The 18841-nt window shown below is 40.5% G+C and carries 14 protein-coding genes and 1 tRNA gene; 3 read left to right on the forward strand and 12 right to left on the reverse strand.

Translation table 11 applies throughout. The features are described from left to right. The first annotated feature begins 112 nt into the window (after window positions 1–112). The 3 genes from B9T34_RS17500 (at window position 113) to B9T34_RS17510 (ending at window position 2337) form a co-directional block, all read left to right on the forward strand. Window positions 113–202, forward strand: a tRNA-Ser gene (locus B9T34_RS17500). A gap of 184 nt (window positions 203–386) precedes the next feature. Beyond that, window positions 387–1583, forward strand: a complete 1197-nt coding sequence (locus tag B9T34_RS17505) for a tyrosine-type recombinase/integrase (protein ID WP_086214409.1) — start codon at window positions 387–389, stop codon at window positions 1581–1583. Between the two features lie 229 nt (window positions 1584–1812). Then, entirely contained in the window at window positions 1813–2337 is a 525-nt protein-coding gene (locus B9T34_RS17510) for a hypothetical protein (protein ID WP_086214410.1), read from the forward strand. Window positions 2338–2383: 46 nt separating this feature from the next. Here B9T34_RS17510 and B9T34_RS17515 read toward each other — a convergent pair whose 3' ends face one another. From B9T34_RS17515 to B9T34_RS17570, 12 genes are all read right to left on the reverse strand, one after another. After that, window positions 2384–2689 (reverse strand): hypothetical protein, encoded by a 306-nt coding sequence (locus B9T34_RS17515; protein ID WP_086214411.1) that lies wholly within the window; start codon window positions 2687–2689, stop codon window positions 2384–2386. Between the two features lie 112 nt (window positions 2690–2801). Then, window positions 2802–6068 carry a type I restriction endonuclease subunit R gene (locus B9T34_RS17520; protein ID WP_086214412.1) on the reverse strand — a complete coding sequence of 1089 codons (3267 nt, stop codon included), beginning with the start codon at window positions 6066–6068 and terminating at the stop codon, window positions 2802–2804. Further along, the gene (locus tag B9T34_RS17525) at window positions 6065–7441 is read right to left on the reverse strand and encodes a restriction endonuclease subunit S (RefSeq protein WP_086214413.1); all 1377 of its coding nucleotides are present in this window, start codon (window positions 7439–7441) and stop codon (window positions 6065–6067) included. Before B9T34_RS17525 ends, B9T34_RS17520 begins: the two co-directional genes overlap by 4 nt. After that, window positions 7441–9774: a type I restriction-modification system subunit M gene (locus B9T34_RS17530; RefSeq protein WP_086214414.1), complete on the reverse strand. Its 2334-nt coding sequence runs from the start codon at window positions 9772–9774 to the stop codon at window positions 7441–7443. The genes B9T34_RS17525 and B9T34_RS17530 overlap by 1 nt, the downstream gene beginning before the upstream one ends. A gap of 327 nt (window positions 9775–10101) precedes the next feature. Then, complete coding sequence (locus B9T34_RS17535) at window positions 10102–10794, reverse strand: hypothetical protein (protein WP_086214415.1); 693 nt, start codon at window positions 10792–10794, stop codon at window positions 10102–10104. Window positions 10795–10806: 12 nt separating this feature from the next. Further along, window positions 10807–12867: a hypothetical protein gene (locus B9T34_RS17540; protein ID WP_228147479.1), complete on the reverse strand. Its 2061-nt coding sequence runs from the start codon at window positions 12865–12867 to the stop codon at window positions 10807–10809. After that, the gene (locus B9T34_RS17545) at window positions 12858–14363 is read right to left on the reverse strand and encodes a hypothetical protein (RefSeq protein WP_086214416.1); all 1506 of its coding nucleotides are present in this window, start codon (window positions 14361–14363) and stop codon (window positions 12858–12860) included. Before B9T34_RS17545 ends, B9T34_RS17540 begins: the two co-directional genes overlap by 10 nt. Before the next feature lie 277 nt (window positions 14364–14640). Then, window positions 14641–14871 carry a helix-turn-helix transcriptional regulator gene (locus tag B9T34_RS17550; protein WP_086214417.1) on the reverse strand — a complete coding sequence of 77 codons (231 nt, stop codon included), beginning with the start codon at window positions 14869–14871 and terminating at the stop codon, window positions 14641–14643. 86 nt (window positions 14872–14957) lie between these two features. Then, window positions 14958–15887 (reverse strand): hydrolase or metal-binding protein, encoded by a 930-nt coding sequence (locus tag B9T34_RS17555; protein WP_086214418.1) that lies wholly within the window; start codon window positions 15885–15887, stop codon window positions 14958–14960. A gap of 119 nt (window positions 15888–16006) precedes the next feature. Beyond that, window positions 16007–17038, reverse strand: a complete 1032-nt coding sequence (locus tag B9T34_RS17560) for a YqaJ viral recombinase family protein (protein WP_086214419.1) — start codon at window positions 17036–17038, stop codon at window positions 16007–16009. Between the two features lie 122 nt (window positions 17039–17160). Further along, window positions 17161–18204, reverse strand: coding sequence for a DUF932 domain-containing protein (locus B9T34_RS17565; protein WP_086214420.1), 1044 nt, complete (start codon window positions 18202–18204; stop codon window positions 17161–17163). Window positions 18205–18256: 52 nt separating this feature from the next. Next, on the reverse strand, window positions 18257–18514 hold the full coding sequence (locus B9T34_RS17570) for a hypothetical protein (RefSeq protein WP_086214421.1): 258 nt from the start codon (window positions 18512–18514) through the stop codon (window positions 18257–18259). Window positions 18515–18841: the final 327 nt, after the last annotated feature.

Consider the following 18841-nt stretch of genomic DNA (forward strand, 5'->3'; position numbering starts at 1 on the left):
ATTTTAGACAGTATTTTTGCAAATCATATCACCACCTTAAAAGTTTTTCTCTAAATCAATTGTTTCAGCTTGGCAGTCTGTTTTTTTTTGGGTATTATCCACCGCGCAATATGGTGAGGTGTCCGAGTGGCTTAAGGAGCACGCCTGGAAAGTGTGTATACGTTTGCGCGTATCGAGGGTTCGAATCCCTCTCTCACCGCCAGCATTCATTCCAAAGATGTCCAGTGGAATACGAAAAAGCTTAAATCCAAAGGGTTTAGGCTTTTTTTGTTATTCCAAGGAATCCTACCGTATCCATTGCAATCCCTCATATGCTGGGGGATAATTGGGGGACGAATTTTCTATGCTGTTTTTCGTCCCCCAAATTTGCACGGATACCATTTAAAATGCTTACTGATGCTCAAGTTAGAAAAATAAAGCCACTTGATAAAAAAAAACGCTATTCTGACGAAAAAGGACTATATCTGGAGGTTACACCTTCAGGTGGAAAATTTTGGCGTTTAAAATATAGATTTAATGGTCGTGAAAGTACCCTAACTATTGGTAGCTATCCTGAAATTACGCTTGCTCAGGCTCGCCGTTCGCGTGATGAAGCACGTATTCAGCTTTACAGCAATATTGATCCTAATGCTATAAAAAATGAACGCTTACAACAAATTGATGAAAGTATTCTTTTTAAATCCCTCGCTATGGAATGGATGGACGACCGAAAAGCGGTTATTAAAGAAAATACCTATTTACGTGATTTATCTGTATTTGAAAAGGATTTGTTCCCAGCTTTAGGTAATATGCCTATTGATCAAATCAAGGGTAAAGATGTGCTCGCCTGCGCCAAAAAAATTGAAGCTCGCGGCGCATTAGAAATGGCTAAGCGGTCTATTCCTCTTGCTGGCCGTATTTTTCGTTTTGCCATCCGTAAAGGACTTATTGAGAACGATCCTACACCGCACTTAGGCGAAGCCTTAAAACCGCGAAAAACAAAGCATATGGCTCGCTTGGATATTTCTGAATTTCCGCCTTTCCTTGAGCGTATGGACCGCTATCACGGTAATCCAATGATTAAGACAGCCATACAGCTTATGACTTTAACTTTTGTACGTACAGCTGAACTCAGAATGATGGAATGGGATGAAATTGATTTTGATAATTATTTATGGAGAATTCCGGCAGAGAAAATGAAAATGGCACAGCCTCATATTGTTCCATTATCTAGACAGGCTATAGAACTCATTGAAGGGCTACGCCCTCTTACAGGCAATAAACAATATGTTTTTTATAATCACAGTACAGCCAAACCGATGAGCAGCAATGCTCTGCTATGTGTAATTCGTACAATGGGTTATAACGGTAAAATGACCGGACATGGTTTCCGTGGGCTTGCCTCTACAACACTACATGAACAAGGTTACATGCATGATGCCATTGAGATTCAGCTCGCTCATAGGGTTGGAAATGCTGTATCACAGGCTTATAACCATGCACAGCATTTGGAATACAGAACAAAGATGATGCAGGACTGGTCAGACTATATTGATAGCTTAAGAGATAAAATAATTCCTTTTCCAAAACAAAAATTTGGATAAGGGCTCCACTCAACTAAGTGAATGAGCTTTACTAATTTTCATTTGAAAAAACTTTCTCGATAAAATACCCCCAACGTAACAACTCAATACAGTTCGAAAAATGACCACAACTCAGTGGATATTGATTGATAAATAGTTTTTATTTTCATCCTTTAAGCTTGAATTTTCTTTTTTTATTTATTTTTAAATATTACAATCAATAACTTAAAATATAAAACCTGAGAATCCAATGAGAACAAATATTTTTAAAATTTCAGTAATTCTTTTTTCTCTAACTTCTTTAACGGCTTGCTCTAAACAAAGTGATCAACCGTCGAATCAAGTTGAGGCTTCCTCAGCTACTGTTATTGAAAAGGCTGCGGCTTCTGAAACCATTACCCCCGTATCAGAACCTATGGAGAATCAAAAAGTAAAAAGTGAAGACGCTACTAAACAAGCATTAGCTTCATACAAAAAAGAAAAAGAAGATTCTAAATATAAAGATTATGCAGCTGCTGTAATTTATTCAATTGATGAACTTAAAAGTTTAGATTACGAGATTAATTCTGCTGCGGAAACTGATGGCTTATTTCAAGTTACAGAAATAGAAGATTTAAAATTTCTTAACAGTAAAGATAAATCAGCCACTTACAATGTTAAAGTCGGTGTTATTAGAGGCGGGCACGTTACCTCTTCTTGTAATGTAAAAGCTACCTACGATGACTCAATTGGTCAAATTGAATGGACAGTACCTACAGCATGTTATGACTTCTAAGTATCTGCTAAATAAAGGGAGAGGCTTATACCTCTCCCTTTATTTGTTACTTAGAACAAGGTACTTTTTTTACAGAATTTATTTGGTCCACTGAGTAATAGCCATCATATTTAATTAATTGATCAGGTGTTGTAATAGAAACACACTCCCCTTTTTTCAAAGAAGTTAAAATTTTTGTGTGTGATAATTTTAGATTAACAGCATAAATGGCCAACTGCCCTTTATCCGTTTTGATTTGAATCGATTCTTCCCCATAGTTATTCGGATTATTCTGCACTACTTTAAAAGTCGTTGTAGCAGCAAAAGCAGAAGCTGAAATAAAACCTAAAAATAACACTGCTATTTTTTTCATAAAAAACCCTCAAATATATTTTATTAAATGAATATAGAAACTTACATAAATTTTGGTATAAAAAAAGAGTTCATATCATTTTATATAGTTTCAACAACTTAAATTATTAAAGCTATCTCAAAGGCGTCTGCCCACGATTCGCCAACATATCAAAAATTAAATGACCAAAAATATGTGCCTTAGATGGATCTGAAAGCAACTGCATCATCTGCTCTCTATGCGCTTCATGACTGCCGAGAATGGCATCATCAATGGCACGAGGGAAATCACCTAGCATCGCTTGCTCACGTGTGTTGTTGGCAATCTGTGACATCACCCCATTATTCTCATAAACCTTGTCTGCAATGGTATTCGCGTAATTAATCATGTCTTGATCGGTCAGCTTATCCGTCACAAAGACTTCATTTAAACGATGAATAATGCTGGATAAAAAATCTTCCTTTTTATCTTTAGCAGTCGCACTGCCGACATCATTACCTGGCTCTAGCAGATGTTCGGTACTATTGGCTTGTAGCTCAATATCAATCTGACGCAGTTTAGACAAGCGATAGTGACTCATCTCAATATTACTTAAATCAATTTCATCATTTAAGATGATATTTTCACGCAGCATCGGTCTTAGGTTACGCGCAAACAGACTCAGCTTCTCCAGCTCCTTATCATCATAATCCACGATTTGTGACATGAACTCATAAAAGCGGGTAAACGTCCCTAAATCCTTTTTAAAGATTTCCAGTTCATCTTTGGCTTTTTTGGCTTCAGTAAAATCTTTTTCCGCATTACCCACCAACACCGCATCACCGCTTTGTTTACAACGTTCCAGCATGTCTTTGGTTTTGCTATATGCAGCAATTGCTTTGTTATAACGCTGTTGCCAACGCTCAATGGCAGGCTTACAGATATTCGCCAATACAGCATTGGATTTATTACGGCTAAAGAATGCCGTGGCAAACTGCTCTACTTCCGACCACAAAAATATGCCATTACTTTTGAGTTTGTTAAATAGCTCAAAGATCTTATCTGGATCGGTTACATCTGCCAGTTCAGCAGTCTGATAATAAGGCTGGAATGCTTCTAAAATTTCATCGGGTTCATTAAAGAAATCTAATACAAAAGTGCCTGACTCAGCTTTACCTGGATACGTGCGGTTTAAGCGAGACAGGGTTTGTACGCACTCTACCCCACCGAGTTTTTTATCTACGTACATGGCACAGAGCTTTGGTTGATCAAAACCCGTCTGGAATTTGTTGGCTACCAACATCACCTGATAGTCATCACTGTCAAATGCCTTACGCATTTCACGCCCTTTTAAATTCGGGTTCATATTGTGTTCAGTAAATTTCTGCCCGATTAGAGCACTGCTGTTCGGATCTGAATCGGTAAACTCTACCTCACCCGAAAATGCCACCATGGCTTGAATCGACTGATAGCCTTGTTCAGTGACATATTTATCAAACGCCAGTTTATAACGTACGGCCTCTTTACGTGAGCTAGTAACCACCATAGCTTTGGCTTGTCCGCCCAATAGCCCCATTACATTCTTTTTAAAATGCTCAATAATCACTTTTACTTTTTGTGAAATATTGTAGTCATGTAAGCGCACCCATTGATTGACCTTGAGCTTGGCCTTTTTAGCATCAACCTCCTGATCTTTGCTTGCCAGTTTTTGCGTTAGCTTATACACCACTTTGTAATTGGTATAGTTCTTCAGGACATCTAAAATAAAGCCTTCTTCAATCGCTTGGCGCATAGAATAGACATGATAGGCTTCAGGCTTATTCTCTGCTGACGGTGGTAATAAAGGATTTGGGCAACGTCCAAATAATTCTAGGGTTTTGGCTTTAGGTGTTGCAGTAAAGGCGTAATAACTGACGTTTGGATTGGCACGACGCGCTGCCAAGGTTGCATCTAAAATATCTTCCGAGGACAGCAGGACATCTTCATCACTACTATCGGTCATCAAAACTTCTTTGAGCTGTCGCGCCGTTGAACCGCTTTGCGATGAATGTGCTTCATCGGCAATGACTGCGTAACGTCTTTCTTTGAGCGCAGTGCTGTTCTCAATGGCTTTAAGGACAAAGGGGAACGTCTGAATGGTGACAATAATAATCGGTTGAGATTTTTCCAGTGAGGTTGCCAGCTTCTCTGACTTAGAACCGTCACCCTCTTTATTGTTAATCCGTCCGACCACGCCATCAGCATGTTCAAACTGATAAATCGTATCTTGTAACTGGGCATCGAGAATGGTGCGATCCGTCACTACAATTACAGAATCAAACTGTTTATTACCTTGCTCATCGTACAAGGTAGAAAGCTGATGCGCTGTCCATGCAATCGAATTGGATTTACCTGAACCGGCACTGTGCTGGATCAGGTATTTATGTCCTGTGCCATTCTCTTTGGCATCTTGAACCAGCTTGGTTACCACATTCCACTGATGATAACGTGGAAATATCAGGCTTTCTTTCTTGCATTTACGCCCTTCAGCATCTTCTTTGTCTTCAATATTCAAGTGAACAAAACGTCCCAGAATATTCAGCAAATTGTCAGGTGTTAAAACTTCATTCCACAAATAGTCTGTGGCATAGCGGGTCTGGTCTTCAGGTGCATCATTCCCTGCACCACCGTCATGCGTACCTTTGTTAAAAGGCAGGAAAAAAGTGCTATCACCTGCCAAATGTGTAGTCATATAGACTTCATACTGACTCACGGCAAAATGTACCAATGCACCACGCTTAAAGGTCAATAAGGGTTCTGGCTTGTTGGTGTCGGGATCTTTTGGTGAGCGGGTCTTTTTATATTGAGTAATCGCGTTTTGTACAGTCTGCTTAAATTCAGATTTAAGCTCCAGCGTAGAGACAGGTAAGCCGTTGATAAACAGCACCAGATCGATGCGCCATTTTTTAGCTTGCTTGCCTGTACTTTCTAATTCTGCTTTCGTGGCATATGGGCTATATACTAACTCAGGCACCACACGGCAAATGTTCTGCTCATAACGTGCCAAGGTATCGGCATTGAGATTATGCTCAGGTTTAAACTGGCACAGTTTAAAACGGGCATTACGGATTTTTAGCCCATGACGCAACACACCCAAGGTGCCGTAGCTGCGTGATGCTTGATCTGTGGCATTGATATCGGCTTTTTTAAGTTGTGCGACTAAGGAATCAATAAATTTTTGTTCTGAATCGATAGGATAGTTTTGGAAAAACTTGTTCCATTCTTCAGGCTGCGTAGTTTGCACAAAGCTTAAAACGTCTGCGCTATACAGTGCATTTTCACGATCATAGTGTTTGGCTGTACCCAATACCCAACCGCCACTTTGTAATTGCCTGATAATATCGTTTTGGAAATTATTTTCCCGAGTAGCATCTAAAATCATGCGCTAAACTCCATTTTAGCCTCATTATTGTTATTAGGATTTTGCCAATTGCGTACGTCGATTTTACCGGTCACAGCTGCGGAAATAAGAGCGATGCGGCGTTCTCGCATGAGTTGAATTGCTAATTCAGCTTTTTGAATTAAACTATTAAACTTATTCTTTTGCTGTTGAATGAAATTATAAATATTATCCTGTTCTATTCTAGGAGGAATAACAGCAACAATCTCATTTAGAATACCAATATTAATTACACCCATCGTTCCACCTCTCGACAGTTGTTCAAACTGTTTGAAGACTGCATCACTTTTTAGATACTCTCGGAAGAAATAAGGATTAAATTTATTTAATAAGGTTGCTTTTATTAGACGTGGATTGATAATCCCTTTTTGTGCATTTTCAGGAAAAACGGCAATCTTTCCGAATGTTCCTACACAGCTGATTAATATATCTTTAGGACATACTACGTAACGACTGAGTTCTGTATAGTCTTTCTCAGAAATATAGTAATCCCCAATTTCAAAATCATTAGGAATTACCTGTTCTTGACCATAAACCTTATACCCACTGGGTACATACATATCCTTAGTGATACTCGATCCAAACGGTCCTGCAATAATATTAGTACATACAAACTTAAATCGTGAAACATTCCAATGCTCAGGCACTTCCCCTAACCATTCCACAACCGAGTCTTTCATCGGGACATTTGGATTCAGTCCTTTGGTCACGGCATGACTAATCACCGCTTGACGTTTTTCTTTTAACAGCTGAATTAGCTGTTGTTGCTTTGCAATCAGACTGTCAATTTTTGCGGTTTCATGGTCGAGGAATTCAGATATTTTTTCTGCTTCTTCAATACTTGGATAAGGAAAAGACAAATTATCAATCGTTGTCATACCCAAGTTTTTTTGGGTATTCGAATTCGAAAAAACGTCACATTGTAGTTGTAACTCATAAGATTGAAGGCAATAGTAAATAAATTTACCTAATTTAATATCTTTGGGCCTAATAACTGCTAGTGGTGACCAAACATTAAAGTCTTTGTCACTCTCTACGAAAGCAACCTTACCCACTGATGCCGCTTTACCAAGTAAAATATCGCCTTTCTGAGGTTTACACTTAAGACTAAATCTAGCGTCATCTTCTGTAGAAATATATCTACAACCGTCAAAGAGCAATTTATTGTTTTGAATACCATCAACTGATAAAAAAGGCACACCTTCATCTATAAATTCAGGTGTTTCATGAGGGCCATCTTTAACAAACCCATGGCACATATACTTTAAAGGTACAATTTTCCAATCTGTAGGAATCAACTTTACCCAATTATTATTTGTTGCAGTTTGATTTGAATAGATCTGATACTTTGCCATTAGGAATGCACCTCTTGAAGAAGTGCCATAATTTCACGGCTCATCGCATCCAAATCCACATCAATCTCTGCTAAATCACGTGGCGGTTCATACATGTAGAAATGACGGTTAAACGGAATTTCATAACCGACAATGCCAATCTCACCATCTTTATCATCACGCTTATCGGTATTGATCCATGCATCTGGCACATGCGGCTGAACTTCACGTTCAAAGTAAGACTCAATTAAATCGGTAGTATTTACGTTTGGATTTAAAGCAATATTTTCGGCATCACGTAAATCACCATCCTGAACAAACTCAACCACTTTTCCTTTATAGCTAAACTGACCATACAGTGGGTTTTCAATACCTTTTACCACTTTACTAATGACTGGCTCAGCTTCAGGGTTTTTCCAAGTAATCACATCGAGGAATTGTTTTTTCTCTTTAATATCGAACTTAATACCAGTCGCTTTAAAGGCTTGTTTTAAAGTTTCATCATACTGATTAAAGTCATCAAATTGCGCAGTACCAATGTGGTCTTGTAAAGCTTGAGCCTTGTGCATGAGTTCTTTTTGGAATAACCAAATTTTGCTATCCAGTACATCTTTAATATCTTTTTCTTTCAGCTCAGGATATTCGGCTTTAACTAAGGCACGTACTTCAAGCGCAATCTCAGATAAATCACCATAGCTTTGGTCTGTGGATACATCTGTCCATATCGTACCAAACTGCTCATAAATGCTTTGCATCACCGCATTAAATGGTTTTGGCGCAAAACGCAAAGAAGCAATCGCTTCATCGGTAATTTGTGCCGATAAACGCAATGGACGTTCAATAGTCACGCGGCGGTAACCAAATTCATAACTGTTAAAGATTTTACTGGCAAAGGTTTTGGCAGTTTCAGTTTTTGGACTGGCAGACTGGCGACCACGGTTAGATTTTACATCTGCGGGTTTATCCAGTGTACGTGCGTCCATCACTTCAAAGTCACCAAAACTGCGGATAATAGTCTTGATATCATCTTCGCTCATCTCATTACGCTTAGAGCCGAGAGACTTACGCATTTTGCTGTATAAATGACTACCATCAATCAGCTGTACTTTGCCTTTACGCTCAGCGTCTTTTTTATTGCTCAGCACCCAAATATAAGTGGCAATGCCGGTGTTATAGAACATGTCATTCGGTAAGGCGATAATCGCTTCCAGCAAATCGGCTTCTAAAATATAACGACGGATTTCACTTTCACCACTGCCTGCACTACCGGTAAACAAGGGTGAACCATTCAGGATAATCCCGATCCGGCTACCTTGATTATTGGCTTGGTCACGATTACGCATTTTGCTAATCAGGTGCATCAGGAATAATAACGACCCATCCGATACACGCGGCAAGCCTGCACCAAAACGCCCATCAAAGCCTTTTACTTGATATTCATCTTTAATCTCAGCTTCAATCTTTTTCCAGTCCACACCAAAAGGTGGATTGGACAGCATGTAGTCAAATTTATCATGTGAGAGTTGGTCATTAGATAAAGTATTGCCGAGTTTTATTCGGCTGACATCCTGACCTTTAATCAGCATGTCTGCTTTACAAATGGCATAAGACTCTGGGTTTAGCTCCTGACCAAAAGCACGCATCACTGCATTCGGGTTTAGCTCCAGTACATATTCCATCCCAGAGGATAGAAAACCGCCCGTACCCGCCGTTGGGTCATATATGGTACGAATAATGCCCTCTTTACTTAAGGCTTCATCATCTTCCATAAAGACCAGTGATGTGGTTAAACGCACGATATCACGCGGGGTAAAGTGCTCCCCAGCGGTTTCGTTCGAGCCTTCAGCAAAGCGACGGATCAGTTCCTCAAACACTAAACCCATTTCATGATTCGAAACAGCTTCAGGACTGAGATCAGTCGTAGCAAACATCTTTACGACTTTATAGAGTAAGTTGGCATCATCGAGTAAACCGACAAATTCATCGAATTTAAAATGCTCAAAAATCTCACGTGCATCTTTAGAAAAACTTTGCACATAGGTTTTAAGATTGGCTTTAATATCGGTTTGACCCATCTTGCCCAAATCCATAGGCGAAGTATTAAAGAATGCCAATTCAGTGGTGACACGTAATAAGAACTTTTCTTGCGCTTCTTCAGGTAGGTTAAGTGGCTGAATTCTTTCATGCTCTGCCACGACCGCAGCTTTACTTTCCGCAAGGACACACTCTAGGCGACGTAACAAGGTGAACGGTAAAATGACACGTCCATATTGCGATTGTTTAAAGTCACCACGAAGTAAATCTGCAACCGACCAAATGAAGGCTGCGATCTGAGAAAAGTTATTATTCGACATACCAGAAATTTCCAAAGCGTGAAAGCTATAGCATTTTTAAATTAGTTTAATTGTGCCTGAAATGGGGATGATTTTTCTATAAATAAAAAATAATAACGTCAGTGCATGTATGTCCTGCCGGCGTTATTGATTGTTTATTTATTACACCCCTTAGCTATTGAAATAGATAAGAGAAAGCCCCTAGACGTTGACTATATTTTCGTGCTTTAAATTCCGTAAAATGCTAAAAAATAAAAGAGCCCTTTAGATAGGCTCTTTTATTTCTGTATATGATTTAATCATCATTTACAGTTTCGAATTTATTTAAAAAATAAACCTATATCAATTTTAAATGTCAGCAATATCTTTTGGTTTATCTGCTGAACTAGTTGGCATTTTAAATTCAATACCCGCTTTTTTAAACAATTTAGGATATTCCACTAAAGCCATAGATGAGTTTTTAGCAATACCAGTAATGTCACCAACCACATTTTTAGCATCAACTAAAGACATTCCAGTATTGGCCAAACTTTTTGGATTTGCCATTAAACTCGTACTTACTTGTTTAGCTCCTACCGCCAATTCACGGGCGGTTAAACTTGCGATGACAAAGTTTGTTGCAGAGTCCAATAAGTGTTTCTTTTGCTCTACATTTAATGCTGACAGTTTAGCGACAGTTGCTTCTTCATCTTTTTGAGAAGCCTCTAAAACAGTATTAGACAATGCTACAATTTGTTTTTGAATTGCTTCTTTTTCTTTTAAATCAGACGTTGTCTTTAAGCTTTTCTGTTTTGCTTTTAATTCATCCGAATCCTGTTTACTTGCGAGCAATGAGGCTAAAGCAGTACGACTCTGAATAAACATTGCATTAGTTGCTTTCGCTTGCGTGAAGAAGCCATTAATATCCATGTTTGATGAAGATACGCCCGTCGCAGATTCAGACAAAGACGATGCAAGACTGCTCAGCGATCCAAAACCAGCATAAACACCTGATGTACCCATTGAAGTTGTTATTGCTAAAACAATCGCAATTTTTTTCATACCTTGTTACCCCTACTGTGAAGAATCGGCTTTTTGCACGATTTGATTTAAAATTTTTGGTAATGCCTCAAACATCTGAATGTTATACATTTCATGACGATGCTGATGATCAATACCTTTTAATCCGATTTCTTGCTGCAAACCGTAAGCCCCAATTTTTTCGGCCTTTTGGTTAAATCTGCGTGCGCCACTGGCCATAACCAAAGTGGCATCACAATTACTTTTGTCTGAATTACATTTAATACTGTCTTGTTTTACTTCAATCTTAAGTACTGGCTGTAAACATTCATCTGTTGGAATATGGAAATTCACTTTCATATCCTTTTTAAACCCAGCATTTTCAGTCATAGCAACGACCGAGTCTTTCAGCAACGTCTGTCCTTTAAAACCAGAACCTGTCGCATAAAATGGTCGTTTCGATTGGCTGGTAAAAGTGTGATAAAATAACGGACCAAAACCATAAAATGGAATTTCACCGACTTGTTCAGTATGCAAGCCTAGGCATAAAACACGCGATTGCTTGGAGTCCCCCACTGGAGCAGAACTATCAAGTAATATTCTGTCGCCAGAACGCACGGGTAAACGATCATTGCTGCTAACTGGGAAGTCTAATTGCGCGGTAACTTTCGCGCCTTGACGTTCTAAAACAGTCGCTTCCCATGTTGGAATCAGAACATTACGTCCTGCTGCTTTATCTGCATGATAAACATGAACTTTCATGCCTACACTTAAGCGTTCCCCTGCATCATCAATGCTAATATTCTGACCACTTGAACCCGAGACTTTTAAATCAGAGCGGGTAAATTGAATCCCTTTTTGAAATTGTTGACCCAATTTCAAAAGTGCATTTTTCAAAGCAACCTCTTTACGTGCCTCTAAAGAGAAGCCCATTCCATCAGACACCACATCTTTAATGTCATCCGTTGCATGCGCGGAGTAAATCACACGCCCCGAACGGTCAATCATTTCAGCAAAAACTTCACTATGAAAAACCTGTTGCTGAGTCATTTTTCCAATCTGCTGCTGATAAGCAATTACTGGAATGACATTTATACGAATAAAAAATTCAGGTAATTCACGTTGGTTAATATCTTCATTTTGCGCTAGGGCAGTCTGTTCACTCACACTTTGTGCCATCGCACTATAACGCCGATTGACTGGAGTCAAAGTAAATGAAGCTTGCTCACCCACAGCATCAGAAAAGATTTGCTCAATTAAATCTTTTGATTCACCTTGATAAGTCAGCACATCAACGACCAAAGCTTTAGGCTTATTCATCGCCTGACGGGTATTGGTTGCTACTTTAGTAAAATGTTTACTATTGCCCTGCATCAACACAGGTACAGCCACAGCATAATCACTGTCCGCATGCACCACACGAATTAAATCACCGTCTATTGAACTCAGCTCATCTTGTGCAGCAATCCCTTGCTTAAAGCCTTTATCTAGCACCAGATAAGAATTCCACTGATCGATTACTTGGGTTTCAGTTTCAGAAATTTTAAGTTTCGATTTTAATTCTTGGGTCACTTGTTGAGTTAACATCAACAAAGTACTTTGAAATTTCTGCTTAATTGCCGTTTTAGTTGCACTTGAATCAATCTCAGCAGTCAATACCTGAATCGGTTGTGACAAGGTCGCACTGTCACTATAAATGACCTCGCCCGACAACACATTCGTGAGTTTAAGACTTAAGGTGACTGGCAGAAAAATTTCTGCTGTCGAATCCTTCTTCACAATATATTCACTCGCGCGTAAAACTTCTAACGATGCAATATAAGTACGGTTTTTAGTTTTTTGCGAAATGATATCGACAATTTGTTCACCGAAACTTTGTTGTAACCCGTCTACAAACAATTGCTCAGCTTGTTTACGAATAACTTCATTGTTTATCGCCTGACTGAAGTCACACACAATTGAAGCACCATTCGCTTCATATTTACTAGGATCAGTACGACAGCCTTGCTCCAGCCCAAAAATACCTTTCGATGGGTAGATTTGAATATTGGCATTCGCCCATGCTGAAAAAAGCATCGGCATAGCTAAACACAACGCTTTGAATTTTATTTGCATTGTGTGCCACCAATACAAAGTGTAATCGTGTTCCCAGCTTGTAAACGCTCGGCACTAGACAGCGTTGGGTTTACTTTACGTAATGCTTTAGCCAATTCTGCACTAATCGGTTTTTCACTCTTGTAAGTCATGGTCATTTCAACCAATTTGCCATCTTGAGTACGAATATCGATATTTTCTGCGCCATCCATTTCATCTAAGGCAATATACAAATCATCCCCTAAACGTGAAGAAACATTGCCAGACACACTCTTCACAAAAACAGTAATTTCTTTGCCGTACATAGAGCGATTTTTTGCATAACCTAAAATCTGCGGTCCAACTTGGCTAACGGCTAACTCACCGAGTTTCTTTGCCACATTGGTACGGCATGAATCTGTGGTCGCACCTGTCGATGACTCTGTACGAGTTTCTCCACCCATTAAAGTCGAATCACCGACTGAATAAATTTTAAAACTAACAGCACCATCGCAAACAAATTGCCCCGTGGCACTCGAACGGCCACGATCATAAATATAAGAGCTACCCGCCATAAACCAGTCAGCTTTTTCTTTACGTGCCGCGATTACGAGTTTATTCAGCTCTGCATCACTCATCAGCTGCTGAATCGTCATACTGCGACCATTTAAATACTGGCTTCTGAAACGGTCAGAATCGAGCAAACGCAAATCATAACGTGATGCAGAATTTGCGATTGAATTTAAGGTTTGGTTATCACGCTCGGCTTTAGTACTTGGGGTTTGATATTCCACATATTTCACAAAACTTTGAATATCATTTTGGCGTTCAGATTGACTATATTTTGCCGATTCACTAGCATTATAGTTGCTTGAAGAAGCCGATTTACCTGAATTATTATGGCTTGCTGAACGGGCAGAAACACCTACACCGGCCCCATAATAATTATCATAAGCATAGCCTGATGCAGCAGCTGAGCGTCCTTTTGATGAATAAGAATTTGAAGCACTGGCTTTGGCACTTTCACTAGATTTGTAGCTTGCATCTTCATCATAGCTATAGCTACGATCAGAAAAATAAGAAGTAAATTCTTTAACTGGTTTAGAGTTATCTTTCGGTACACCAAAATATTCATCCATCACAATCATAATCGGGCTGGTTCGACTATTTTTCTTTGCCAAGCCTAAATCATTTAGAATTGAACGAAATTCTTGGTCATCTATTTCTAGACTAACTTGGGTGACTAATTCATTGTTAGTGTTGGTATTACTGCCTCGATTTAACACATAACTGCTGTCAATTTGTTTTACAATGTCATTTAAATATTGACTCGCTTCGTTCATGGCTTGAGGACCATTAACACGCTTAATGAGGGCAATGACAGCGTCTGTTTTTGCATTGTTGAATGCTTGGTTGCGTGTGCCATTTGGATCTTTTTTGATAATAGGCGCAGTACCTTCTCCATTCACTTTAATGATTTCAGCATTACTAACTTGAACAATACCCAAGCACAATAGTGCCAATATAGCTTTTTTCATAATTTCCCCCTCATTAAAGTTTCTCGCCACATCTATAATTTCTTTATTAGATTTTAAAGTGATCTTTTTACATACAAAAAGCAAACAGATAATAAACAAAAAACAATAGCAACTCCATCACATAATTTTACTTTTTTATTGATTTTTCACAAAAAATTCTTTTATGCAAAAGACTTCTCTTATAGATCAAAATTTATCGAGTATTTACCCATAGAAAAGCACCTTTCAAATTGGATCAATCATTCAACTTTCAAGGTGCTTTTCAGAAGTTCCTTTTTTATTCACGACTTTGTATTTTACCTTCGATCCATTGATGAACTTCCAAGGCCACCCAGCCAATACGAGACTCACTTAAGCGTACAGGCTTTGGAAAAGTTGAATCATAGTACTTTGAGTCAACATTGATCATTTCATAGATCTTTGCCCGACTAATACTTGTGAACTGAATCACTTCCTTAATGTTGATAATTTGATTCATCTGAAAAGTCTGACCTGTGAACGCATTCATGATGTTTACTCCTGATCATTGATGCGAGCGGTGATTCGCTCAGATAATAGGTCAGTCCAATAAAATTTTACCGAGTCCAATCTCATCTAATTCACAGCTCGTACATTCTGCTGTAAGCCTTGTTGAAGATTCTGTACAAAGTTATCTGCCTGATGCAGCTTAGGCTTTACCTTGATTTTCGACTCAGGCTGTATTTGCTCAGACTCAGCAGCCTCATCCGTATAAAACTCCTCCACCAAATCCAATCCCTCCTCCCCATTCACCTCAAACCTTGCATTGCTATAACCCTGTCTTGCCACATGATCTAAAGCTTCTTGATAAAACCCCGCTTGTTTACTCTGTTCATCAATTTGCTTAGCTTGGACAATTGCATCATTCAAACTGACACCCTCGCGTAAAGTGAGATCGACGTAATACACGGGGGTGCGATAACTTTGTGTGGTTGATTTACCTCGAAGTGTCAGCTGTAACGGCAAACATGACAGCAAGCCATTCGATGTGGCATGGTAATAAGACAAACGTGCGGATAAGGTGCGTATACTGTTAAAACCTGTGGTTCTAAAAATAAACGTACCGAGTTCATCCGACTCATCCAAATTGACATGCAAACGTCCATAGGGTTTACAGTTGCCTCCTTGTGCCAATGGACATAAATCAGGTGATGGGCATGGATGCTGTTCAACGCCTTGATTAGTCAGTCGTTGACAGGTTTCACCATTCCCTACACAGACAGGTCTGCCTGTCTGGCGGTCAAATAAGCTGTATTCTGCACGCAGATTCAGTTCGGGATCATTGAAGATCATTCGTACTGGGATGCTCCGCAGTTTTTGATTGGGTGCCTTGGCCCGAAGCTGTTCATCCAATGGATGCTTGATCCAGCCGTCTTTATTTTGGATTTGGCTGGTAATGGTGAATTGGTCATCCTTTTCAGGCAGGCGTTTGCCATTCTTTTCAACAACCTTGCCTATACTGATTCGTCCGAGTATTGGTGGTGTAATTGCCAAACCTTTAATCATGATGTTTTCCTCTTTTGTTTAAATGAGTTGCTGTGTTCGGTTAAAAATGAAATGGGCATAAAAAATCCCATGCACTCAGGCATGGGATGTTTGGGTGATTTTTGAATGTTCTGCTTAGGCTAATCGGTATAGATATTGAAGCGCCGTGAGCCTTGTTTGCTTTGCGGGAATTGGCTGAGGTATTCAGGATGCTGCTTCAGTAAGGCTTTACTGTCTAAGCTGATTAAGTCTTTGGCTTTTTTCCATGTCACCGAACCAGCTTTAAAAGTGGCGCGTTCAGCCTGCTGCATCTTAGCCTGCAGCTGGTGCTTCAGCAGGTCAAACTGCTCTTGGTGCTTTTCAATGTGATTACGTGCCTGAATCAGCTGCTCGAACTGCTGGTTGGCCTGCTCATCTTCAGATAAGTCTGCGGTACTCAGCGGTACATGTTCGGGATACAACTGCTGCAAGGCCTTAGCTGCCGATGCGCTGGCATCCGCATCAGGCGGTGTATCATTCTCTACGCACTCCCAGAAGTAACGTTCCGCATTTACAATATGCTGAATGACCGATTCACTGCGGGTCACTTTAAAAATGCGGGTTTCATGCCCGCAGATCAGCACACAGATATGAGCAGCTTGCTTGCCTGTCACCGCCAATTGATGCTGGACTTGGCACAAGACATACAGCGGCACACCATCCCGCCACAGCTTGGCGCCATGCTCCCCTGCAGTTTTGCATTCAAGCACCTGAACGTCTTCACTGCCGACCACTGAATAATCCAGATTCGCCAGCATGAAAGACTTGTCTGGATCAGGATGCTGCAGCACGGCATTCACGCGACGGACTTTTCGGTTGGTATGCATGCTGTAATATTCAGCGACCAAAGGTTCGAGCTGCTTACCCCAGTACAAAGACGTATGGCCTTCACTTTCATCTTCGATGGATTGTTTGATCCGTCCAGTCTTGATCATCCAGAGTTCCAGCATCGACATATAGGGATTAAGGCCGCAGGCTGCAGCGCAGTCACTGCTGCCGATGCCCTGACGCCGTACTTCCAACCATTCGGCCTGACTGAGTTTTCGGGTATCGACAAAGCGTTTTGCCATAAAGAGCTTCGGTATGCGGGTGTGCTGAGTTTTGGTTTGAGAAATGGTGATTGCTGAGTTCATGTTTATTTTCCTATTTTATTAAATTTCGGGCATAAACAAGCCGCATCTGCAGATGCGGCTGTGAAGTATTAATTGTGTGGTTGAGCTGACTTTTGAGGCCGATTCAGGTGAACCGATTGAGATCAGGCAATCATGCGCAAGGCCTGCTCCAGCCCCCGCTGCTTGAGTCCAGCGCCTGCACCGAACCACGCTGAATCCAAACGGTGATCCTGACTCATAGCGCGGCGTTCATGGTCTGTGAATTCCGTGATCGCACACAGCAAGCCATAGGCCGTGTCTTTGGCGGAGGACAGCGTTGCGCCTCTCCCCTGACCGTTAAACATCTGTAGGGTCTTGTTCATGGATTTGGCATTCGGTTCCGACTTTTCCTTCGCATTGGCTTGCGCGGCCTGAAATGCAACATCACGGTAGAACTGGATAATCTTATCGTCTTGATCAGCCATGCTCATGCTGGTGTTGTTAAACACCGCATCGAAATAGGCCGCAGCTTCCTGCTGGGTCACTTTGCGCTGCGTCATCTGTTTCATTTCATACATGTGCTCATCCCATGCACGTACGGATATACCCAGCTGCTGCTTAACCTTATCGGCATCAAAGCGGGTGCTGTGCGGGACTTTGACCACACCGGCACTGCTGTTCTGACCTTTAAGGGCAATGGCTAAAGTGTTGTTGCACACCACACGGATGGAGGTAAATTGCGCCGTGGTTGCCAACGTGCCGTCACAAGCCGTTGCCAGCAGCATATAGCCATTGCTGACATCCTTGCCTTTGAGTGCTGCACTTTGCCCTGTACGCGCCAAGGCCCAGAATTTCTTACCGCCTTTCAGCACACCAGCGGTTTCCAGCTCAAAGCCTGATTGCTCCGTCAGGTCACGGTAGAATTCCAGAATTTCACGGGGTTGAACCTCCTGAAAGCGCTGACTGACCACAGATAATGGTTCATGCGTATCAGAGCGGTATAGCACTCGCTGATCTTCATAAGGCATGATGATGCTTTGCCCACGATCATTTTTAGCCATGTAGCTGACATTGGAGGATTCAATGCGCCAGTCCATGCCGGCCTGCTGCGCCCAGACTTCAATAGGCTGGTTCTGCGTAAGCTGGTTGCCCAAACCATGCCAAGGGGTTTCACCAACGTAAGCCATGTTTTCAATTAAATGCGCCATACAATATTCCCTATTTTTAAATATTTTTATAAATCATTTCAGCTACTTGAAGTTATTTCATCGTCCGCTTACAAAATGGGGGACGCGATGATGACTGCGTCTGATCCGCAATCGCCAAAATCACTCCTCCCAGCATGGCGCCTGCGACACCGCCAATAAAGGGTGAATAACCTAATGATTTAGCCAGTGACATGCCCAGCATAGCCAGTGTGGTCGGTGAATTATTCAAGCCAAAACCCTGAATGATTGGCTTTGCTGCTTCGGGTTGTGTAAACAAGCCTTCTTCTTGGTCAAAATCTCGATATGGCATAAAAAGTACTCCTGAATGTATTTGCATCAGCTGGCGACTCATCATTCAACGGATGAGCATTCAGCTGCTACTTCATTCAGGTGTTATGTATCTAAAATTATTTAGGATTAAAAATATAAAGCTGTCTAAATATATAAAAACTTTTGCTGATAAGAAAAACATAATTTCAGCTTAAAAAAGGGATTTAAACTTCCTCATTCTCGAAGCTAAGCACAACAGTTTTTAAGAGCAAAAATAAATGGAGCAGGGTTTTAATTAAAAAAATGGTTAAATATTAAACTTTTATTTCTTTTATAAAATCTTATTTTGTAGCTTAACTAAAGTATG

It is taken from the genome of Acinetobacter sp. ANC 3813 (assembly GCF_002135435.1).
In the GTDB taxonomy this organism is placed as follows: Bacteria; Pseudomonadota; Gammaproteobacteria; order Pseudomonadales; family Moraxellaceae; genus Acinetobacter.